Annotated in this window: 20 protein-coding genes; 11 read left to right on the plus strand and 9 right to left on the minus strand. The window is 34.2% G+C overall.

Annotation, left to right across the window (positions count from 1 at the left end; all coding sequences use genetic code 11):
* Positions 1-46 precede the first annotated feature (46 nt).
* From uvrB to uvrC, 3 genes are read left to right on the plus strand one after another with little or no spacing between them, the layout of a single operon-like run.
* Positions 47-1,999 carry an excinuclease ABC subunit UvrB gene (gene uvrB, locus ACW9XA_RS07010; protein WP_457763640.1) on the plus strand — a complete coding sequence of 651 codons (1,953 nt, stop codon included), beginning with the start codon at positions 47-49 and terminating at the stop codon, positions 1,997-1,999.
* Complete coding sequence (gene uvrA, locus ACW9XA_RS07015; RefSeq protein WP_457763641.1) at positions 1,986-4,805, plus strand: excinuclease ABC subunit UvrA; 2,820 nt, start codon at positions 1,986-1,988, stop codon at positions 4,803-4,805. The genes uvrB and uvrA overlap by 14 nt, the downstream gene beginning before the upstream one ends.
* Complete coding sequence (uvrC, locus tag ACW9XA_RS07020) at positions 4,802-6,388, plus strand: excinuclease ABC subunit UvrC (protein ID WP_457763642.1); 1,587 nt, start codon at positions 4,802-4,804, stop codon at positions 6,386-6,388. The genes uvrA and uvrC overlap by 4 nt, the downstream gene beginning before the upstream one ends.
* A gap of 20 nt (positions 6,389-6,408) precedes the next feature.
* Here uvrC and ACW9XA_RS07025 read toward each other — a convergent pair whose 3' ends face one another.
* Both ACW9XA_RS07025 and ACW9XA_RS07030 read right to left on the minus strand, forming a co-directional pair.
* Complete coding sequence (locus ACW9XA_RS07025) at positions 6,409-7,311, minus strand: cupredoxin domain-containing protein (RefSeq protein WP_457763643.1); 903 nt, start codon at positions 7,309-7,311, stop codon at positions 6,409-6,411.
* Positions 7,312-7,635: 324 nt separating this feature from the next.
* Positions 7,636-7,986 (minus strand): hypothetical protein, encoded by a 351-nt coding sequence (locus ACW9XA_RS07030; protein WP_457763644.1) that lies wholly within the window; start codon positions 7,984-7,986, stop codon positions 7,636-7,638.
* Positions 7,987-8,062: 76 nt separating this feature from the next.
* Between ACW9XA_RS07030 and ACW9XA_RS07035 the strand changes: the two genes are divergently transcribed.
* A complete protein-coding gene (locus tag ACW9XA_RS07035) occupies positions 8,063-8,269 on the plus strand; it encodes a hypothetical protein (protein WP_026090100.1) in 207 nt (68 codons plus the stop codon).
* 1 nt (position 8,270) lies between these two features.
* On the opposite strand, the gene ACW9XA_RS07040 is transcribed toward ACW9XA_RS07035, so the two are convergent.
* Positions 8,271-9,434 (minus strand): citrate synthase, encoded by a 1,164-nt coding sequence (locus ACW9XA_RS07040; RefSeq protein ID WP_457763645.1) that lies wholly within the window; start codon positions 9,432-9,434, stop codon positions 8,271-8,273.
* 117 nt (positions 9,435-9,551) lie between these two features.
* Between ACW9XA_RS07040 and ACW9XA_RS07045 the strand changes: the two genes are divergently transcribed.
* The gene (locus tag ACW9XA_RS07045) at positions 9,552-9,743 is read left to right on the plus strand and encodes a hypothetical protein (RefSeq protein ID WP_457763646.1); all 192 of its coding nucleotides are present in this window, start codon (positions 9,552-9,554) and stop codon (positions 9,741-9,743) included.
* Between the two features lie 45 nt (positions 9,744-9,788).
* Positions 9,789-10,919: a DHHA1 domain-containing protein gene (locus ACW9XA_RS07050; RefSeq protein WP_457763647.1), complete on the plus strand. Its 1,131-nt coding sequence runs from the start codon at positions 9,789-9,791 to the stop codon at positions 10,917-10,919.
* On the opposite strand, the gene ACW9XA_RS07055 is transcribed toward ACW9XA_RS07050, so the two are convergent.
* From ACW9XA_RS07055 to ACW9XA_RS07080, 6 genes are all read right to left on the minus strand, one after another.
* On the minus strand, positions 10,920-11,342 hold the full coding sequence (locus ACW9XA_RS07055) for a DoxX family protein (protein ID WP_457763648.1): 423 nt from the start codon (positions 11,340-11,342) through the stop codon (positions 10,920-10,922). It abuts the gene before it with no gap.
* A 78-nt stretch (positions 11,343-11,420) separates the two neighbouring features.
* Positions 11,421-11,789, minus strand: a complete 369-nt coding sequence (locus ACW9XA_RS07060) for a PPOX class F420-dependent oxidoreductase (RefSeq protein WP_457763649.1) — start codon at positions 11,787-11,789, stop codon at positions 11,421-11,423.
* A 23-nt stretch (positions 11,790-11,812) separates the two neighbouring features.
* Entirely contained in the window at positions 11,813-12,670 is an 858-nt protein-coding gene (locus tag ACW9XA_RS07065) for a PEFG-CTERM sorting domain-containing protein (protein WP_457763650.1), read from the minus strand.
* A 75-nt stretch (positions 12,671-12,745) separates the two neighbouring features.
* Positions 12,746-13,201: a RidA family protein gene (locus ACW9XA_RS07070; RefSeq protein ID WP_457763651.1), complete on the minus strand. Its 456-nt coding sequence runs from the start codon at positions 13,199-13,201 to the stop codon at positions 12,746-12,748.
* A 172-nt stretch (positions 13,202-13,373) separates the two neighbouring features.
* The gene (locus tag ACW9XA_RS07075) at positions 13,374-13,973 is read right to left on the minus strand and encodes a hypothetical protein (protein WP_457763652.1); all 600 of its coding nucleotides are present in this window, start codon (positions 13,971-13,973) and stop codon (positions 13,374-13,376) included.
* Positions 13,974-14,420: 447 nt separating this feature from the next.
* The gene (locus ACW9XA_RS07080) at positions 14,421-15,581 is read right to left on the minus strand and encodes a TrmB family transcriptional regulator (RefSeq protein ID WP_457763653.1); all 1,161 of its coding nucleotides are present in this window, start codon (positions 15,579-15,581) and stop codon (positions 14,421-14,423) included.
* A gap of 159 nt (positions 15,582-15,740) precedes the next feature.
* Here ACW9XA_RS07080 and ACW9XA_RS07085 point away from each other — a divergent pair, with 159 nt between their 5' ends.
* The 5 genes from ACW9XA_RS07085 (at position 15,741) to carB (ending at position 22,466) form a co-directional block, all read left to right on the plus strand.
* Complete coding sequence (locus ACW9XA_RS07085) at positions 15,741-16,304, plus strand: hypothetical protein (protein ID WP_457763654.1); 564 nt, start codon at positions 15,741-15,743, stop codon at positions 16,302-16,304.
* A gap of 1 nt (position 16,305) precedes the next feature.
* Entirely contained in the window at positions 16,306-16,788 is a 483-nt protein-coding gene (locus ACW9XA_RS07090) for a hypothetical protein (protein ID WP_457763655.1), read from the plus strand.
* A 9-nt stretch (positions 16,789-16,797) separates the two neighbouring features.
* The gene (locus ACW9XA_RS07095; RefSeq protein WP_457763656.1) at positions 16,798-17,991 is read left to right on the plus strand and encodes an AAA family ATPase; all 1,194 of its coding nucleotides are present in this window, start codon (positions 16,798-16,800) and stop codon (positions 17,989-17,991) included.
* Positions 17,992-18,122: 131 nt separating this feature from the next.
* Positions 18,123-19,220 (plus strand): glutamine-hydrolyzing carbamoyl-phosphate synthase small subunit, encoded by a 1,098-nt coding sequence (gene carA, locus ACW9XA_RS07100; RefSeq protein WP_457763782.1) that lies wholly within the window; start codon positions 18,123-18,125, stop codon positions 19,218-19,220.
* Positions 19,221-19,223: 3 nt separating this feature from the next.
* Positions 19,224-22,466, plus strand: coding sequence for a carbamoyl-phosphate synthase (glutamine-hydrolyzing) large subunit (carB, locus tag ACW9XA_RS07105; protein ID WP_457763657.1), 3,243 nt, complete (start codon positions 19,224-19,226; stop codon positions 22,464-22,466).
* The last annotated feature ends 287 nt before the right edge of the window (positions 22,467-22,753 follow it).

Here is a 22,753-nt window from a genome sequence, read left to right on the forward strand (position 1 = left end):
TTGATATCACCATTGCTTTAAATTCAGTTTTCAAGGATTGTATCTGTTGGAACAACTCTCTCAATTTGAATTGGCATCAGATTACGCTCCCACAGGTGATCAACCTCAAGCAATTGACGCACTAGTCAATGGTGTAAAGAAAAAAACCATTCAAACATTACTTGGTGTGACTGGAAGTGGAAAAACATTTTCTATTGCAAATGTTATTGCAAGGACTGGCAAGAACACTCTTGTAATTTCTCATAACAAAACTCTTGCCGCTCAACTTTATTCTGAATTAAAACAATTCTTTCCAAAAAACAATGTGGGGTATTTTGTATCATACTATGACTATTATCAACCTGAGAGTTATCTTCCTCAAACTGACACTTATATCGAAAAAGACACTCAGATAAATGAAAAAATTGAAAAGTTGAGATTAGAGGCAACTGCAATGCTGCTCTCAGGAGAGCCTACAATCATTGTCTCTACTGTATCTTGTATATACTCACTTGGAAATCCACGTGATTGGGAGGATTTAGCTATTACACTGAACATTGGGGATGAAATTAAGAGAAGCGAGATTATACGAAGATTTGTAGATGCAAGATATGAAAGAAATGACACTGAGGTGGCTCCTGGAAATTTTAGAGTAAAGGGCGATACAATTGATGTCACTCCTGCTTATTCTCAAGATTTAGTTAGGATCTCAATGTTTGGAGATGAAATAGAAAAAATTGCGCTTTTAGATCATGTGTCGCTAAAAGAAAAAAAGAAAATAAATCAAATGAAAATTTTTCCAGCAAAACACTATTTGATTGCAAAAGATGTCCGAAAAAAAGCCGTCAAATCAATTAGAGACGAATTAAAGTCAAGATTGCCTGAATTAAATGAACTAGAAAAACAAAGACTTGAGATGCGCACAAAATATGATTTGGAAATGATTGAGGAATTGGGATATTGTTCTGGAATTGAAAACTATTCAAGGCATTTTGACGGGAGAAGACCTGGAGAAAAAGCATTCTGTCTAATGGATTTTTTCGGTGATGATTACCTTATGGTGATTGATGAATCTCATGTCACCTTGCCTCAACTTCATGGGATGTACAAAGGTGATCATTCTAGAAAAAATGAGCTGGTTACATATGGATTTAGACTTCCAAGCGCATTTGATAATCGACCTCTGAAATTTGAAGAATTTGAAAAATACATACAAAACACAATTTTTGTTTCAGCAACCCCTTCTGAATACGAAAAAAAAATATCCTCTCAAATTGCTGAGCAACTTGTAAGACCTACTGGCTTACTTGATCCTCAAGTCGAAATCAGGCCCACAAAAGATCAGATGGATGATTTGATAAAAGAAATCAACAAAAGATCTGCCAATTCTGAGCGTGTTTTAGTCACAACATTGACAAAAAGAATGGCTGAAGATCTTGCTGAATATCTTTCAAAAAAGCAGGTTCGAGTAAGATACATGCATTCTGAAATTGAAGGATTGCAGAGAACTGAAATTATCAGACAATTGCGTCTTGGAGAATTTGATGTTCTTGTGGGGATTAACCTTCTGCGAGAGGGGCTTGATATTCCGGAAGTTTCTCTAGTTGCTATATTGGATGCTGATAAGGAAGGATTTTTGAGAAATTTTACCAGCCTGATTCAAACTTGTGGCAGGGCTGCAAGAAATGCAAATGGAACCGTCATAATGTATGCTGATAAAAAAACTGAATCTATGAAAAATGCCATGAATGAAACTGTGCGTCGTAGAGAAAAACAAATACAATATAACAAAGAGCACAACATTACTCCTAAAACAATAATCAAATCGGTTCCAGAACAAGAAGTTGCCTTAGATGATTCAAAATTAAAATCAGTACATGATCTTGCAACAGAAATAATTGATTTGGATGCACAAATGAAAAAATATTCTGAAGAATTGGATTTTGAACGTGCAATTGAATGCAGGGATAGAATAAAAAGAATGGAAAAGGAGATTGAATTTAAAAATGGTAGAAAATAAACTGAAAATCAGAGGAGCAAGACATCATAATCTAAAGAATTTAGATCTTGACATCCCAAAAAATAAACTAGTTGTAATCAGTGGGTTATCCGGTTCAGGCAAATCCACATTAGCATTTGATACTATCTATGCTGAAGGTCAGAGACGATACGTCGAATCACTTTCAGCTTATGCGCGTCAATTTTTAGAAATGATGGACAAACCTGATGTTGATTCTATTGAAGGTCTTTCTCCTGCAATTTCCATTCAGCAAAAAACTACCAGTAAAAATCCCCGCTCTACTGTTGGAACAACAACTGAGATTTATGATTACATGAGATTGCTCTTTGCTAGAATCGGCATTCCATACTGTACAAATTGTGGACGTAAAGTCTCAAGCCAATCCGTAGAACGAATTTGTGATTCTGTACTCAAGGATTTTTCAGGAAAAAAAATCCTGGTTTTAGCTCCCATTATTCAGAGAAAAAAAGGAACCTATGAGAAATTATTTGAACAAATCAAAAAGGATGGGTATTCTCGAATACGCCTAAATGGTGAAATTTTGAGCCTGGATGATGAAATCCCTCCCCTTGACCGCCAAAAATGGCATAATATCGAAATTGTAGTTGACAGAATTATTGCTGAAAAATCCGAAAGATCTAGACTCTTTGAAGCCATACAAACTGCAATTAAAGCATCAAAAGGCGATGTAATGATTGCAACTGAGAAATCTGAAAAAATCTTCTCTCAAAACAATGCATGTCCATACTGTGGATTAACTGTAGGTGAATTAGAACCTCGTTCTTTCTCATTTAATTCTCCTTTTGGAATGTGCAAAACATGTAATGGATTGGGAGTGAAGATGGAGTTTGATGCAGATTTAGTTGTACCTGATAAAACTAAATCTATTTTGGATGGTGCAATCGTGCCTTGGAGTGGAAGATTCTCTGCATTTAGACGTCAGGCTCTAAGAGCAGTCGGTAAAAAATTTGGGTTTGATTTGATGACTCCTTTTGATAAAATCAAACCAAAGCATCTTCAAATTATTCTACATGGTACAGATGATTTGATTGATTTTACATATCGTTCAAAATCTGGAGATTCTTCTTGGCAATCTACAAATACGTTTGAGGGCGTTTTATCTAATTTGCAACGTACTTTCATGGAAACTGATTCTGAATCTAAACGAGAATGGCTGAAACAATTCATGAGGGATACTCCTTGTAATGCTTGTAATGGTAAAAAATTAAAACCTGAATCACTAGCAGTCAAAATTAATGAAAAAGGAATAATGGATGTATGTGATATGTCCATTGATCATTGTTATGATTTCTTTTCTTCATTGAAATTAACTGAAAATGAACAATACATTGCAAGAGATGTCTTAAAAGAAATTAGAGAACGTCTTGAATTTCTAATGAATGTTGGATTAAATTATCTGACTCTGAATAGATTAAGTTCTACATTGTCAGGTGGTGAATCCCAACGAATCAGATTGGCAACTCAAATTGGCTCTAATTTGACTGGTGTATTATACGTGCTTGATGAGCCTACAATTGGATTGCATCAAAGGGATAATACAAGACTCATTAAAACGCTAAACAAGCTACGAAATCTAGGAAATACAGTCATAGTTGTAGAGCATGACGAAGAAGTAATCCGAAATTCAGACTGGATGATAGATTTAGGACCTGGTGCAGGTGTTCATGGAGGAAATGTTGTTTTTGAAGGAACAGTTAATCAAATTCTCAAAGATGACAAATCTGTAACTGGAGCATATCTCAAAAACAATTCTTTGATAAATTTAGAAAATAAAATTCGTAATCGCTCTGGATCGTTAATTGTAAAGAATGCATTTGAAAATAATCTAAAAAATATAGATGTAGAAATCCCCCTTGGTCTTTTTGTTTCTGTGACTGGAGTTTCTGGATCTGGAAAATCTACCTTGATTAATGATATATTATTAAAATCACTAGAAAATCATTTTTACAAATCAAATGTACGGGCTGGCTCTCACAAAGAAATTCTTGGTTTGGAAAACATTGACAAAGTGATTGCAATTGACCAGTCTCCTATTGGTAGAACTCCTCGCTCAAATCCTGCAACATACATTGGGGCATTTACTCCTATTAGAGAACTTTATGCAAATACCGCATTATCTAAAGAACGTGGATATGCCCCTGGGCAATTTTCATTTAATGTAGCTGATGGTAGATGTTTTGCATGTGATGGGGATGGAGTAAAACAAATTGAAATGCAGTTTTTATCTGATGTTTATGTAAAATGTGATGAATGTAAGGGAAAAAGATACAACACTGAAACTTTATCGGTATTGTACAAGGGAAAAAATATTTCTGATATTTTGGATATGACTGTCTTTGAAGCGTTAAATTTCTTTGAGAATGTTCCTGCAATAAAACGAAAATTACAAACAGTGCATGATGTTGGATTGGGTTATATCAAACTCGGACAATCCTCTACTACATTATCAGGAGGTGAAGCCCAAAGAGTCAAACTTGCGTCTGAATTGTCAAAAAGAGGCACTGGAAAAACTCTCTATATTCTGGATGAGCCTACCACAGGCTTGCATTTTGCAGATGTTCAAAAATTATTAGATGTGCTTAATCGTCTTGTAAATCTTGGAAACACTGTTGTTGTAATTGAACATAATATGGATGTGATCAAAAATTCTGACTGGCTAATTGATCTTGGACCAGAAGGTGGTGATGAAGGTGGACAAGTTGTAGCAACTGGTACTCCAAAAGAGATTTCAAAAGCACCTGGAAGTTATACTGGAAAGTATTTGAAGAAAATATTAAAAAAATGACTTTTGAGATTTCGAAACTTACCATTCCTACTGAACCTGGGATTTATCTGATGAAAGATACTGATGGAACCATCATCTATATCGGTAAAGCAAAGAATTTGAAAAATAGAGTAAAATCGTATTTTAACAAAAATCAAAACTACAAAACACAAAAACTAGTTGAAAACATTTCTGACATTGAATTTGTTTTAACTGATAATGAGAGTGAGGCATTTCTTTTAGAATCAAACATGATCAAAAAATACAGGCCTCGATTTAATATTGAATTAAAAGATCAACAGAGATACACATATCTTAGAATTTCTGATGAAAAATATCCTAGACTGCTGGTTTCAAGAAGAACAAGGGATGGAAAATTTCTTGGCAAAGGTAAAACTTTTGGGCCATTCACTCAAGGCAGTTCAAAACTACTCACTATTGGTACTTTGAGAAAGGCTTTTCAAATTAGAATTTGCAAAACTCTTCCAAAAAAAGTCTGTTTGGAATACCATTTGGGAAATTGTGAAGGGCCATGTGAATTCAAGGATGCACAGGAAAGATATCCTAAACATGTTCAAGCATTGCAAGATGTTCTAAAAGGAAAAAATCAAACACAAATTTTTATAAAAAAATTAGAAGAAGAAATGCAACAAGCTGCAGAATTACAGCAATTTGAGCGTGCAAAAGACATCCGTGATACTTTGATTAGGCTTGGAAGTCTTCAAACTAAACAAAAAATGGAATATGTTGAAAATTCCAATGAAGAATATTTCGGCATAGGAATTCAGGATCAGTCTGCAACTGTGATGAATTTTAGGATGATCAATGGAGTAATACGAGATAGTGACAAGTTCTTTTATGACATGGTAGGCGATAATTCCTTTTCCAATTTTTTGTATCAATATTATTCGACACACAAAATACCTAAATTCATTATAGTCAGTGAACTTCCTGAAAATCAAAAACTATTGGAATCTTTACTTTCAGAACAATCTGGTTTTGACGTAAAAATCCTAACTCCTACCAGAGGAAAGAAAAAAGAGATCATTAACCTGATCTTAAAAAATATTAGATTAATTCATTCTAAAGGTGGCAATCCTGGTTTAGTTGAACTAAAAGAAATTCTCGGACTGCCTGTAATTCCAAATATCATTGAATGTTTTGACATCTCTAACCATGGTGAAGATTTTGCTGTGGGTTCTATGTCTAGATTTGTTGGAGGAATTCCAAACAAGGATGGGTATAGAAAATTCAGAATCAAAACCGTTTCTGGAAGAGATGATTTTGCAATGATTGGCGAGATCATCAAAAGAAGATATTATGCATTATTGGAAGAAAACTCTCAACTCCCTGATCTAATTGTAATTGATGGAGGTAAGGGACAGCTTGGTTCTGCCATGAAGTCTTTGGAGTCTCTTGGTTTGGATTTGCCTTGTATATCTTTAGCAAAAGAAAATGAAGAAGTTTATCTTCCTAAACATAAAAATCCAATTCTAATTCCAAAATACAAAGCATCACTAAAAATTTTACAACACGCAAGAGATGAGGCTCATAGATTTGGTGTTGCGTATAACAGAACAATTAGGAAAAACAAAATAAAATAAGAAAAAAGGATAGTTTTTAGTTAGTTCACTGTGACGGTACCGACCATCCATGGGTGTACCATGCAGAAGTAATCATAGCTGCCTGCGTCATTGAATGTAAATGCATAAGTTGCATCTGCCATGACTAGACTACTATCAAATACGCCAGATGGGCCATCAGCTGGACTACCACCAGTTACTGTATGTGCTGCTGTATCGATGTTTATCCATTCTACTGTATCTCCAGCATTGATTGTGATGTCTGCTGGTAAGTAGCATTCGTTACTTGCTTCACATCCTGGAACTGAAGTACCTACAGGAATATCAACTGTATGAGTTGTTGGTCCTGCTGGTTTTTCCATAGTTGGTTTTTCCATAGGGGTTGATTCTTTCATAGATACTTCCTCTTTCAGTTCTACAACCTTAGCTTTTGTTTTTGTAAGGTCTAGAATTTTGTAATCAACCTGGAATGGCGTAGTCTTCATTGTGTGAACTGCTAAAGCATTACCGGAAAATGCCCATTCACCTATTGCATTCTTTGGATCAACGAATGTCAATTCAAAGATTGTTTCACCATCTGGAGTCCAAGTCTTTGCTGGTTTTTCATCAGCTCCGATTGGTCCTCTAAGTGTGACTAGTTGAATATTTTCAGATGCATCATAGAGAAGTGTACCTGAATATGTCATGTCACTTGGTGCCAATAATACTGCAAGTTGGTGTGATTCATGACCCAAACCTGGATCTGTATCAGATGTGACTCGCTCATAACCATCTTTTAATGGCTTTATTTTTTCTTCCACTACTGGTTTAACTGTTTCAGAAACAGTTGGAGTTGAGACACTGGGACCGGCATTTTGTGCTGCATCTCCATACATTGCAAATGCAACACCGATAACTACAATTGCGATTGAAAATCCAATTGCAGCTTTGTCTATACCTGCCATAATTAATCTCAAACTTTCTGTATACTAAATAAATCTAATCGTCATTTTTAATGGAATATCTTAAGTTTTTCATAAATTTTTGATTTTATTGGTTTCTAAAAAGTCGATTTTCGTTATTTTTCAAATTTTTACATAAATTTTAAAAATTTATTGAAGATTTCATAGGGCCACTTTGATTAAACGTGGGGAGTTGTCAATGAATTTGAACAAATCTTTCTTTTATCAATTCATGTTGTAGTCCAATTACAAACTGCGAATGAGCTCTCACCAAGTAACTGATCGTTTTTGGTCTTAAGCTCTTTTGCTTTTGATATTTTTAGATGATCACTGAATTAATTCATACTTGATTTTTAATTTTCTTTGCATGATTAATTGATTGATGAATTTTTTTCTTTTTTGGATAAACTGATCACTGATCATCGTTTTTTCTGTTAACTGATCAAACATTGTTTTTTCGTTGATTTTTACTTTGAGTGAATCTCCATTTTTTATAATGAAAACTCCGATTCCCCAAAACAAACCTACATGTAATGCAACATACTTTGATTGCAAATCTGTTATTTTATTTTTGTAAATTTCTATATGTTCCCTACTTTGCTCAGCAGTTGAATCTCCTGTTTGAATAATCCATGAAATCTTTGTTGCATTTCCATCTGAATAAAAAACATGGTTCAATTGTCAACCAAAAAGGGGTCTTTTGTTAATATATTTTGAATCCCCCACTTATGATCAAAGATTGAAAGGTGTACTTATGCTTGAATCCCACGCTTTCTTCTCAAAGATGGTCGATGAATTAGTCGAATTCTCCGAATATGATCCAGAATTAGCTGATGGAATTAAATGGTTAGATGATCAGGCTCAGAAAAAAGGCATCACATTTTATGATATGGTTTTTGAAGTTCTGTACAAACATGATGTAAATTCTAAAGCCAAAGATTGGCTAAGTACTAGAAATTAGATTATTTTCTCAAGTCCAGTGTTTGATATTCGCAACCTTCAGGTCCACAATATTTTCCAACGTATGTGGCCTTTGGTCTATACAATGCTGGTTTAGGTGCTGCTTCTGCAAATTTCTCTTCTATGATATGTGCTGCCCATCCTACGACACGTGAAATTGCAAAAATCGGTGTGTTGAGGTCCATTGGAATTTTTAGCATATAGTATAATGATGCACTGTACAGGTCTACGTTTGGATAGATGTCTTTGTTTTTTTGTTTTTTCATTTCAGCAATTGTTGTAGTTTCAATTTTCTCTGTAATGTCAAACCAAGGGTCTTTAGTTTTTTCTGCTAATTTTCTTGATAACTCTTTTAGCACTTGAGCTCTTGGGTCATATGTTTTGTAAACTGCATGACCCATTCCCATTATTCTGTGGCCTGCGCTCATTTCTTTTTTAACCCATTCTTCTACTTTTTGAACGTCGCCTATTTCCAATAACATTTTCATTACTTCTGTGTTGGCTCCGCCATGCAGTTCTCCACTCAGTGCTCCTATTGCAGCACTACATGCTGAATACATGTGGGCCCTAGTTGATGCTACTTGCCTTGCAGTAAATGTAGATGCATTAAATGTGTGATCGGCATGTAAAATCAAACAAACATCAAAGATTTTTTCTACTTCTGGATCTGGTCTTTTCCCTGACATCATGTATAGGAAATTTGCTGCATGACTCAGAGTTGGATCTGGATCTACTATATCTAATCCGTTTCTTATTCTGTTCCAACTTGCAATGATTGTTGGAACTTTTGCAATCAGGTTTATTGCCTTATCATAACTTGCTTCTTTGTTTGCAAATTCTTCATCATAGTATCCTGCAAGTGCTGCCACAAATGCCTGAAGCATATCCATGGGATCTGCATCTTTTCTCCAATTGCCCATGTTTTTTTGCATTTGTTTTGGAATTAATCTGGCATCAATCAATTTGGCATTGAACTCGTCTAATTGGTTTCTATTTGGGAGATTGTCATAAATTAGCAAATATGCTGTTTCTTCAAACGTTGAATTTTTGGTTAATTCTAAAATATCATATCCTCGATAAATGAGCTTGCCTTTCTCTCCATCGATATTGGAAATTCTTGTATCTGCCACTTCAATTCCTCGAAGGCCGATATTTTTTGTTTCCATAATGAGCCTAGAAATTTGTTCTATATATTTTCGTTCAAGATCACGTCTATGAAATTTAGCATTTAGTCTAATATGCCAACTTTTGACCATAAATGATAATTTTTAATCAAAAATTACTTGACTCCTAAAGAGCGTAAAGATTTACAAAAATTGGATGACCTGGTGTTAAATGCAACATCTGATGAACTAAAAAAAATTCAAGAAATTGATCATCAAACTCAACTTGAGGGTGTATCATTTTTTGATGTATATCTTGATTCTAGATCTTTGATTCACAAAAATATCAAAAAACAGTCTCGTAAACCTTAATCGCATTCTTCATTTAAATGAGGGTCTGTAAATTTTCTATCTGTATTGGCAGTATCTAAAACTAAAAAATCTACAACTAAAACTGTTAAGAAAAAAATATCTAAAAAAACTGTGAAAAAAACAGCCGCAAAAAAACCTATAAAGAAAACCACAAAAAAAGTAACAAAAAAATCTACATCTAAAAAAACTGCAAAACCACAACGAACCAAAGTTATCTGTATTTCTCACAAAGAAGACTGTGATGGTATAAGTTCTGCTGCAATTATACGCCAAGCCTTTGGTGGTGATGCAATACTAGTTGACTATCCTGGACAAATGGAAGCACTAAACCAAGTAGTTTTAGATGAAAAATTAAAATCATTATTTATTTGTGATTTGGGTCTTAGCAAGAAAACCCAAGATGAATTCATCGATATTATGACAAGATTGAGAAAAAACAAAGTTTCAGTAACTTACATTGATCATCATGATATTGATCCTAACGTTGTAAAGGCACTAAACAAAATTAAAGTAAAGGTGATTCATGATATCAATGAATGCACTGCTGTTTTAGCTTACACTGCATTCAAATCAAAACTAAATGATCATGCATCATTTGTTGCAGCATGTGCTGCCATTACTGATTACATGGAAACCAGGCCTATTGGTGCAAAACTGTTACAAATCTATGACCGACAATTTGCATTGATCAGTGCAACTGTTCTCACTTACAATATAGTGGGGCATCAAAAAGAGCCAGATTATCTACTTTATCTTGTTGAAGAGTTAGCTGAATCCAAATTCCCTCATGCAATACCTAACACTTTTGAGTTTGCACAAATACAAGTCGAAAAACTATCCCAAATGATTGCTAAAGTAAAGGTAGGATTGAAAACAATGTCTAATCTTGGCCATATGGAAATTTTAGATGCTGGTGCAAGTGGCGCTGTTAATTTTGTAATGGGCTTATCTGGAAAAGATGTCGGTGTTGCATACAAAGAAAGAGTTGATCATGGAATTTATGCAGTATCTGTTCGTGGCTCTAAAGATTGTAAAGTCCATCTTGGAAAAATTGTCAATACTTTGGCAACTAGTCTTGGCGGCTCTGGTGGAGGTCATGACAAAGCATGTGGTGCTGTAATTCCAAAACCCAAAATAAAGAAATTCATCACTGAGTTAAATAAACAAATCAAATAATCACTGTAAAAATCTAGGAATTTTTTTCACCAGATGTGAAATTGATATTCTTCCAGGACCTGCTACAATTATTGCAAGTACTGCCGCTAGCATTACCAAGTCCCATTCCCATCCTCCTTGGGAGACAAAAAATCCATTTTCCCATCTGATATGGAATATTGCTCCAAGTAAAATCACTGCAAAAACAGAACCTGTAACTCTAGTTAGTACTCCGACTAGTAGCAAAATTCCTCCAATGAATTCTGCTAATGCAATTGGCAATTGCATTTCTGGCGGGATGCCAATACTTGCAAGCCATTCTTGCCAACTAGGATCAAATTTTTTCAAACTGTGTACGATGAATATTGCCCCGATTGATGCACTAATGCCCCAATGAGTTATGTCATGTAATACATTTTCTTTTAGGCTTGCTTCTGTATTCATGGATACATGCTTTTGAAATTTATTAAAAGGATTTATCCAAATCAAATTAAGAACTGAAATAAAATTATCTAAGATTATTTAGTTTATTTTAATTGAGAATGCATAAAGTTCTCCCTTGTTTTTACTGAAAAACTTTGCAACTTTGGCCATGAACCCATACTTTTTGTCTCTGATCTTTACAATCTCGTTGGTTTGTTTTTTATCTAGAATTTTAGCCGTACCTGAAATCCACTTACCTGTGACTTTGCCTTTGAAAGTACATGGTGCAATTTTTACTTGCAAGTTATTCTCAAGGCGTTTTACTTTACCAGTTTTACTACGAGTAACCACGTACACTAAATTATTTTTAATTACAAACCAAACTGGTGTCTTTACTGGTTGTTTATTTTTTCTATATGTTTCAAGTAAGATGCATTTGTGTAATTCTATTTCATCTAATTTTGACATGTTTTTGTTGCTTTGCTCTGGAATTAATATTTAGGAAGTATTGCAATCTTTGACTTTGTTGAAGCTATGATGATTGAAATTATTGCTATTGCCAATACTAATGATGCTACAACTCCAAATTCTGGCACTACTACTCCATCTTTGATTTCAACTTTGATTGATTCTTTGTGTTCTGATGCGACACCTTGGTTTGCGGTAATGGTGTACATTCCATCTTCTTTCCACATTGGGCCTCCGACTCTAATTTCTACATCAAAGTTTCCGTTTATTCCTGGCGTTACTTGATCAATTGTTATCAAGTTTCCAGCAGGTGATTTTACAGTCAATGTAATGTCTGTACTTTTGTAACTTGTTTTTCCGATAATTTTGATAATGTCTGAGCCATTTTCAGCTTCTGCTTGCATGGATATACCGCTAATGATTTTTGGCTCTTTTTCTAAAATTGGTTTTGATTCTGTTTGTATGGCATCTGGATTCCTTGTAATCTCTTGAGAAATAACTGTGAATTGAGTCTGTGCAACCATTTTTGTATCTTCATGACTTGCTGTAACCATGTATTTTCCTGTTGCAAAACTTGGTATTGGTGGATTTAGTAATTTTCTAAATTCTCCATCGTCATTGATTGCTACTATTGGTGCAAAGACTATTGCTCCATCAGGACCCATAATTCTGAGTTTGACTGGTTTGAATTGTGATACGTCAGTAACCTTTCCTGTAATCCAAATTGACTCTAAAGATTTGATTTCATCTTTTGACGTTTCTAATTCTATAGTTGACTCTGCAAAAGCTAAAGTGGAAAACATTGATACTGCAAAAAGCAAAAATAACGATGTCTTAAGCATACCTTTTCTAAATTCATTGTATATATCAATTGTTTCCATAAATGAATGGTAATGCTATTATCTCATACTATGGATCTTTTTCTTTTTTTTTAATCTAGGTGAGATTCCAATCCTTTACTGTGAAAATTCTACTATGGCATCAATTTCAGTCATTGAATTTAATGGCAAACATGCAACCCCTACTGCGATTCTGGAATGCTTTCCTTTGTCTCCAAATACTTCAAAGAACAAGTCTGATGCTGGATTGATTACTTTGGGATGTTGGTAAAACTCTGCATCTGAATTTACAAACCCTGACAGTCTTACGATTCTTGTTACTTTGTCCAAACTGCCAAGTTCTCTTTTGATCTGTGCTAAGAGGTTGATTGCACACATTCTTGCTGATTTTTGAGCAGTTTCTAAGTTGTCATCTGTGACTTTTCCTGTGAATAACACTTTACCTTCTTCCATTGGGATTTGACCTGAGATAAATAGCAAGTTTCCGGTTTTTATCGCAGGGACATATGATCCTGCAGGTGTTGGGGGGTTTGGGAGTTTGACTCCTAATGATTCAAGTTTTTCTTCTATCATGATAATGATACTGAATTTTTGTCTGATTTTAGTTTTTATAATTTTTAATTGGTTTTTTGTATTGTTTGACTGTGTGATTACTGTATATGTGAAATAATTTATCAGTTTATGTTGCTAGAGGCATTTTATGATGAGGATCTAGTAAATGTCTCTAGTAACACTAAGCATTTTTTTAAATTTTGAGATGACCTGATTTTGGAATTTTACTGTTAAAATCTTTTTGCAACAATATTCTCTCATTTGTTTTTCTACCTTCAAGTAATCTCTGATTTGTTTCATCCATGAATTCATTGATTTGTTTGAAACAGTTTTTTAGTTCTTTTTTTAATTCATCATCCTCTGTGTTCTCTATTGTCCATAGGATTGATGATGCCAATTCAAACATGCTAGTCATACTTGTCAGCAATGATTCATAATTTGTTTTTGCATTTTTATTGAATTTACGAGCAGTAAGATCTTTGGATATGTCTGAAAATATTTTTTTGCTTTCCAAATTTTTCATTGAAGATGTAATTCTAGATTCGTATGTGAAAATTAGATTGTTGATAAAACCTACATGTTCTTCAAGTGAATAGTGATAATGTTTGACATAATATGCATCATTTTTGTAACCGTGTTTTTTGATGTGCCCTAGTTCTTCCATTTTTTTTAATATTTCTTTTAATTTACTCCTGTTGAATCGTTTTTTGTTGTGCAAACAGTTTGTCCAAATATCTCCAAAATAGTTTTTTTCATCATTGATGCATTCTAAAATATAATTTATTGAAATCATCTGCATGACTCGTCTTTAAATCGGAATTATTTATTGGTGGTGAACGGCAAATTTTTGAGCGTAGTTTGTCCTTTGTTTTATCTAAACCTGAATCTATTTTCTAAAACTATCATATTTTGAGCATTTGGTACATGTTTCTTATCTACCAATGTAATGAGTGGCAAAAATCTAATTAGAATATGTTATTTCATGACGAGGAACTAGACGAAGAAGAATTGACCCGATGTTTTGAAAAATTGGATCCTAAAACTCTTGAATTACTTCAAAAGGAATACAGAAATGACTGATAGTGAAAAATTAGCAAAAAAAGTCTCTGCGCACATTGAGAAAAATCTTAGAGGGAATACTCCTTTTCAAAGTACTTCAGACTTTATTTCATATATTGCGTATAAAGAATCACAGAAAAGATCTGATTGTTCTTCTGAATAAAGAATCTGTTTTTGAGAGTTAATTTTTACTTATTTTGATAAGTACTTTTTCGCCCTTGTTTGAATTGTTTTGATATACTGTTCTTGTCTTGTATCCTTGTTTTTGTAGACATCCGTCCAAAATTGATACCCATGGCAATGAGTGTCCGCTGTTTAATTTTGATTCTAGAGTTATGTTTTTGGTATTTGCCTCGAAATTAACATGGCCTGAACATGTAATTTCCATTACTGCATCTATGATCTCAATTATGTCATCCAGCGTTTTTGATTTTAAAGAAATCCCATTCTTCTCTAATAGTTTTAACATGTCTACATCTGTTTTTTTAGATATCATTGTAGAGTTTAGAATATGTGTTAATCCTGATTCATTAACTGTCTTGATAATTTTGTAAATCTCTTGTGCTTCTGTTTTTGTCATGTCTGCAAGGGCTTTGGTTTTAATTGCATTTTTCCAAATGTCTGAAAATATCTTCTCTTGATTTATTCCTAAAATTTCTGTAGATGAAAAAATAGCTCCTTTTCCATTATCATTGTCAATCATTAGTAACTCTGTTTCATCAAAAATGAAACAGTTTTGTGTAATGTCTGATGCCCTAATTTCCACTCCATCTGGAATGGTTCTATATGATTCAGAACAAATTTGTGATGGTGAAACAAGAACTTTGACATCTAAATTTCTCCTCAATACTGATAACAATTGCTCTTTGCATTCAGCTAGTAATCCAAAACCCCATTGATCTGTCATGATTTTGATTGATGATTTTGAACCTTCGATCATCGTTTTAATCTGAGACAAAACATTGTTGGCACTCATATGGAAATACCTTCTTTCCTCTGACCCTCTTGATTTTCTGCTTTCTTCACTTGCTTTTTTCAAATCTGAAATTAGTGAATTCATTGCATTTACTTTGTTGATTTGTTCATGAATTATCCCGTCAAAAGCATCCTCTGGGGCAATTGCAGTGCACATAATTGGCTTGCTTTTTGAAATGATGACTAGTTTTTTGTTTTCTAGTTTTAGCAATGTTGGGTATGTTTTTGTTCTGGGAATCTCTGAATAGTACGCTAATTCACTTGCAGAAATGGTTCCTTTGGCTATTAGGGTTACATATGCTTGTGCTTCATATTTGCTTAATCCAAATTCTTCTAAACTAACTGTTAAAACGTGCTCATTTACCATGATTCTGTTTGATTTGTTATTAGGTAAAATTGAGAGCTAAATTCCTTTACACAAATACTCAAAAAAAATCAAAATTGTATCTGCAGATTGGTGTAACTGTGGTTACTAAATAATTTGATACACTGTCCTAAAATACAAAATCTAAAAGTGCTATTTGCTATGTTGGTAAAATGCAGTATTGACCCATTAGAGATTGAAAATATCTCTCATTCTGTAACCCTAGTTCCGAGATTGGAATATTCTATGAATCTGTTGGATGAAATCATTGATGTTCTTAATTTCCGACAGTCTGAATTAAAAGAACAAAATAATGATTTAGTTCATGATTTTGACGAGTCAGACAGAAATCATGCTGATGCATTAAATCTTGAATATCTTGTAATGTATTCTCTTGAAATCTTACTACAAGTAAGAAAGAGTATGAAAAGAATCTCTAACGTTGGAAGCATTCCTGTAGTTTTGCCTTCATCAATTCCTATGATCAGGACAGTCAGTGCTCAATTATATGGAATTATTCCAAATTGTAGTAGAAAATTGTCTGAAATTTCAGTTCATTTGGGAAGTATTGTGCTTGATTCAGCGGCTCTTACTCTGGCAAAGTTTGATTTTAGTCAGTCAAACACTGAATCCACTTCTTTGCTTAATGAAGTAAAATTGATGGTCGGCTCTAAATTAAGTAAGCAGTATCCTAATCTTGATTTTTTCAAATTATGCAATACTTGACATGTTAACCACAAAACGAGATTTTTCAAAGGATATTGAACGCATAAGATCCATTTCTTCTAAAATCGACAAAAAATTATCTGAGGCAAAATCTGATGATTTAAAAATTGATAAACTTTCTTTAGATGAATTACAGGATTTAGATAAAATCGTAGGAATTGCTGATTTTATGATGTGTAAATATGAAGATAAAAAAGAGATGCGTTCCATTTTAAAGTATTTTACATCTATAATCACTGAAACTGCAAATTCTCTAAATGATTTAGATGATGAAGTATCTGAACTTATTCTCTCAGCTGAAGATTCTATAAACAAGGTCAAAGACATGCATTCTCATATCTCAGAAAAATCTGATTTTAAAAAAAGATATGACCATGGACCTGATTATGACGAATATGAAACAAGTGCAATTAATTTAACCAATTTTGTCACAGAGATTCACACCGTAGGATACCAACAAAATTCTCAAAGAGATACTGCGTAGGTAATTAGAATGAGTTTAGCCCCCCAAGAATTAGAAAACACAGCAAGCAAATATGCTTCTGAAGCCATAAAATTTGATTCACAAGGTGCACGCGGAATGGCCATCACACATTATCAACATGCAATTGATGCTCTCGTAAAATTATTGCAACTATATCCTACCAGTAAATTAAACCAAATCTACAAAGAAAGATGTAACTCCTATCATGGTAGAATTACCGCATTACAACAGGCTCATGGTGTTGAACCTGCAGTAGACCCTAAGGCTTCAGAGGAAGAACAAAAGAAATCTGTTCAAAGACAAGAAAACGAAAATGATTTTGAAGAATTAATCATGAAAGAAAAACCTGACGTTACTTGGGACCAGGTAATTGGTTTAGATGATGCAAAAAGCGCATTACGTGAATCAATAGTATATCCAACTAAACGACCTGATCTTTTCCCACTTGGATGGCCAAAAGGAATGTTGTTGTATGGTCCACCAGGAACAGGAAAAACTATGCTCGCAGCAGCAACTGCAAACGAGATGGATGGTTATTTCATTAATGTTGATGCATCATCAATGATGAGTAAATGGCTAGGTGAAGCAGAAAAGAATGTTTCAAAGTTATTTGCTATGGCAAGACAATATGCTGAGAAAGAAGGTAAACCTGTTATCTTATTTGTAGATGAAGTGGATTCTTTATTGGGTTCTAGAAACAGTGAGGTAGGCGGAGAAGTCAGAACTAAAAATCAATTCTTAACTGAAATGGATGGTGTTAATGGAAAAGGAAAAGATTTGATGCTGTATGTAATTGGTGCAACAAACAAACCTTGGAGTCTTGATTGGCCATTTCTTAGACGATTCCAAAAGAGAATTTATGTTTCATTACCTACACAAGCGGCAAGAGAAAATCTCTTTGAACAATACACTGCTAAACTGAACAAAAATTACCGAGTAAATAATGCTGAATTGGCAAAACTGTTTGATGGATACAGTGCAAGTGACATTAAAGACATTTGCCAAGCTGCGCAAATAAAAACAGTTCATGAAATTTTTAATGCTCCTGATTATCATGAACCAGTTGAAGGTGAGGAACCAATTCAACCCAGAGAACTTACCACAGCTGATTTCAAAAATATTATGGAGAGAAGAAAACCTAGTGTTTCAACTGAAATGATTCGCGCTTATCACAAATGGAGCGAAGAATTCCAAGCCCTCTGATCGAATTTTATTTTTTGCGATCAATTCTTTGAATTTTCATAACGCATAAAACTTAAATTCACAATGACTCGGACTTTACGAGGGTCACAATTACTACAAAGAAATCAAACCACGCAAACAAGTTTGGGAAGCTGATTTTTGACGATGGTACTGTTCTTGATGGCCAAGGGTTTGGTTATTCTACGACTGTTTTTGGGGAGATTGTCTTCAATACTGGGATGGTTGGGTATACTGAGGCTCTAACTGATCCATCATACAATGGTCAAATTCTCACCTTGACTTATCCTTTGGTTGGAAACTATGGGGTTCCAGATCCATCTGTCAAAGACGATAATGGAATACCAAAATTCTTTGAATCTGATAAAATACAAATTCGTGGATTAGTTGTTCATGAACTATCACTAACTGCTAGTCATTGGAATCTTTCTATGACTTTGGATGAATGGATGAATAATGAAAAAGTGCCTGGAATTTCAGGCATTGATACTCGTGAATTGACAAAAAAACTTCGAACTAGCGGTGTCATGATGGCAGCACTTGTTGTGTCTGATACTGAAATTGATGTTGAATCTATAAAAAAACAACTTGTTTCTGCAAAACATTACAATTCCGAACAATTCATGGATGCTGTATCTACAAAAGAAGAACAAATCTTTGGCAATAACGAAAAATCTGTTGTTGTAGTTGATACTGGTGCAAAAAATGCAATTTTAAGAAATGTTTTAGAACTTGGCTATAAAGCAATACTGGTTCCATGGAATACTCCATATGAGAAAATTATGTCGTATAACCCTGATGGTGTTGTTCTAAGTAGCGGTCCTGGTGATCCACAAAAATGTCCTGACACAATTGATACTGCTAAAAAATTAATCGAAAACAATGTGCCTACACTAGGTATTTGCTTGGGTGCTCAAATAATTGGCATTGCAGGAAACACTGAAACTTACAAACTAAAATACGGGCATCGAGGACAAAACAAATCCTGTATCAATCTTGAAAATAATCAAGTATATGTAACAAGTCAAAATCATGGATACGGTATTACTCCAGAATCTATTGAAAAATCTGATTTTAAATTGTGGTTTACAAACGCTGATGATAAAACCGTAGAGGGAATTAAACACAAAAAACAAAATTGCATTGCAGTACAATTTCATCCTGAAGCTGCACCTGGTCCTTTTGATTGCAAGTTTGTTTTTGAAGAATTAAAACAACTCATGGAGAAATAAGAGATGCCTAAAAATGAATCATTAAAGAAAATTTTGGTACTTGGAAGTGGAGCTATCAAAATTGGTGAGGCTGGTGAATTTGATTATTCTGGAAGTCAATGTCTTAAAGCAATTCATGAAGATGGAATAAACAGTGTTCTAATCAACCCCAACATTGCAACTATTCAAACTGATACTAGATTTGCAGACCAAGTGTATTTACTTCCTGTAAACGCCGAATATGTTGAATCTATTATCGAAAAAGAAAGACCTGATGGAATTATGTTGGCATATGGAGGACAAACTGCTCTGAATTGTGGTGTTAGTCTTGATGAGGCTGGAATTCTCAAAAAATACGGGGTAAATGTACTTGGGACTCAGATTAAAGGCATTCAGAGAACCGAAGATAGACAACTTTTCAAAGATTCTATGGGTGAAGCAGGCGTTCCTGTGCTGAAAAGCAAGACTGTTAATAATTTTGAAGATGCCAAAAGGGCTGCTGAAGAACTATCCTATCCTGTAATTATCAGAGTTGCATACACTCTGGGTGGCAGAGGTGGTGGCGTTGCGTATAATGAGATTGAATTGCACGAAATTGTAGAGCGTGGTCTCAAAGCTAGTCTGGTCAAACAAGTTCTAGTTGAAGAATACATTGGTCATTGGAAACAAATTGAATATGAGGTGATGCAAGATTATGATGGAAATAACGTAATTGTCTGTAACATGGAAAATGTACTTTCCATGAAAGCACACACTGGTGACAACATTGTAGTTGCTCCATCACAAACAATAGACAATCATGAATATCATATGCTACGTTCTGCAGCATTGCGTGCTACAAAACATGTTGGAATTGTAGGCGAATGTAATATTCAATATGCTCTTGATCCTGATTCTGATAGATATGTTGCAATTGAAATCAATCCTAGACTATCACGTTCATCTGCATTGGCAAGTAAAGCAACAGGATATCCTTTGGCCTACATGTCTGCAAAAATTGGATTGGGTTATAATTTATCAGAACTAGTTAATAGAATCACAAAAAATACTACTGCTTGTTTTGAACCTTCTCTTGATTACATTGTATGTAAACATCCTAGATGGGATTTTGACAAATTTGAATTAGTAAATAGACGACTTGGACCTACAATGAAATCTGTTGGAGAAGTCATGGCCGTTGGAAGAACATTTGAGGAATCATTTCAAAAAGCAATACGAATGTTGGATATTGGAAATGATGGATTAGTTTTGAATCGTACTAACGGACAAAAATATACTGAAGAAGATATTGAATACAAATTATCTCATCACGATGATCAAGTTCTCTACCATGTTGCAATTGCATTAAAGATGGGGATTTCTGTTGAACGAATTTACAAACTATCTACTGTTGATCCTTGGTTTATAGAAAAAATAAAACATATTGTTGATGTTGAAGAAAAACTCAAAAAATCAGAGCTTGATGAATCTCTTTTTTGGGAGGCTAAAAAAACTGGCTTTTCTGACAAGCAAATTGCTCGTGCTAAAGACAAGACTCCTGATCAAATCCGTGATTTGAGAAAGAAATTAGGCGTAATTCCTTCTGTTAAACAGATTGACACGCTAGCTGCTGAATGGCCTGCAGTGACTAACTACCTGTATCTGACATATGGCGGGCATTCTAATGATATAGTCATCCCTTCAGATGAAAAAGGCACTATAGTGCTTGGAGCGGGTCCGTACAGAATAGGCAGTAGTGTTGAATTTGATTGGGGCACTGTAAACATGGTATGGGGTCTTCAAGAAAATGGAGAGAAAAATGTTTCAGTAGTTAATTGCAATCCTGAAACAGTTTCGACTGATTATGATATTTGTACGAGATTATATTTTGAAGAACTCACCGAAGAAAGAATTTTGGATATTGTAGACTTTGAAAATCCTAAAGGTATAATCACATGTGTTGGTGGGCAAACTGCAAATAACTTGACTCTTGGCCTTGCTCAACACGGCGTGAATATTCTAGGTACTAGTGCACATGATGTTGATAGAGCAGAAGATCGTTCAAAATTCAGTGCAGAACTAGACAAATTACACATTCAGCAACCACGATGGCAAGCTTTTACCAATCTTAATGAGGCAAAATCATTTGCACAAGAAGTTGAATTTCCGGTAATTGTTAGGCCATCTTATGTTTTATCTGGAGCTGCAATGAAAGTTGTTTGGTCTCAAGAAGAACTAAAAACATATGTCAAAGAAGCAACAGATGTATCCCCTGATCATCCTGTTGTAATTTCAAAATTCATGTTAAACTCGCTTGAAGTAGATGTAGATGGAATTAGTAACGGAAAAGAAGTTGTGATTGGAGCAATTGTTGAACATATTGATAGTGCAGGTGTCCATTCTGGAGATGCAATGATGGTAATTCCGCCATGGCGTTTGAGTAACAAAATTATCGAAACAATAAATGAATACACAAAAAAGATTGCTTTGACATTTAACATCAAAGGACCATTTAATCTGCAATTTTTGGTTCACAATGATCATGTGTATGTAATAGAACTAAACATACGAGCTTCACGTTCTATGCCATTTGTTTCTAAATTAGTAAAAACAAACCTCATATCTCTTGCTGCAAAGGCAATTTTGAACAAACCTCTACCTAACATTCCTGAAAATAAATGGCAAAAAATCACTAATTACGGGATTAAAGTTCCCCAGTTTTCATTTATGCAATTAGAAGGCGCAGATATTGCATTAGGTGTTGAAATGCAATCTACTGGCGAGGCTGCATGTTTTGGAAATAGCTTCTATGATGCATTGTCTAAAGGATTGACTTCAGTTGGGTATAATTTGCCTGACAAAGGCTCTGCACTAGTAACTGTTGGAGGAGCTCAAAATAAAGAAAAATTACTTCCTACTATTGCAAAACTCAAACAATTGGGTTTCAAAATTTTAGCAACTGAGCACACTGCAGAGTTCTTTGAGGAAAAAATTGGTCAAGTTGAGATTGTACATAAAATTTCAGAACCTGAAAGAAAACCAAATATTTCTGATTTGCTTTATGAGAGAAAAATTGATTTTATCATAAACATTCCTAGTACATCTACATTGGAAAAATATGTTGGAATGCTTGACGATGAATATCAAATACGACGTAAATCCCTTGAATTAGGAATTCCTGTTCTAACTACTATGGAATTGGCTGACTCTTTTGTAAAAACATTAGAGTGGTTAAGGACCAATAAGACTACAAAAGATCCTATTGAGCCATATGATAATTATGATTAATTTTTAAAATGTCTTAATTTGTGTATTATCTTTTAATGATTACAAGAATTATTTTTCAAAATACAAATTTAGGCACCATTAGAGTTTAGAATCTATGGAATACCACTAATCTCATCAAGAAACCCAACAGCAAAGATCGTCGCAATTACAACTGCTGTTGCTATTCCCAAGTTACGAAGTAATTTTAGATTCATGAAAATAATCTAAAAATTGTCAACTTAAGTATTATCAAAATAACTTGGAGTTTCCAAGCTTTGCTCTATTCCTGTACGTGATTATGTGGTATC

The organism is Candidatus Nitrosopumilus sp. bin_6a (assembly GCF_054095695.1).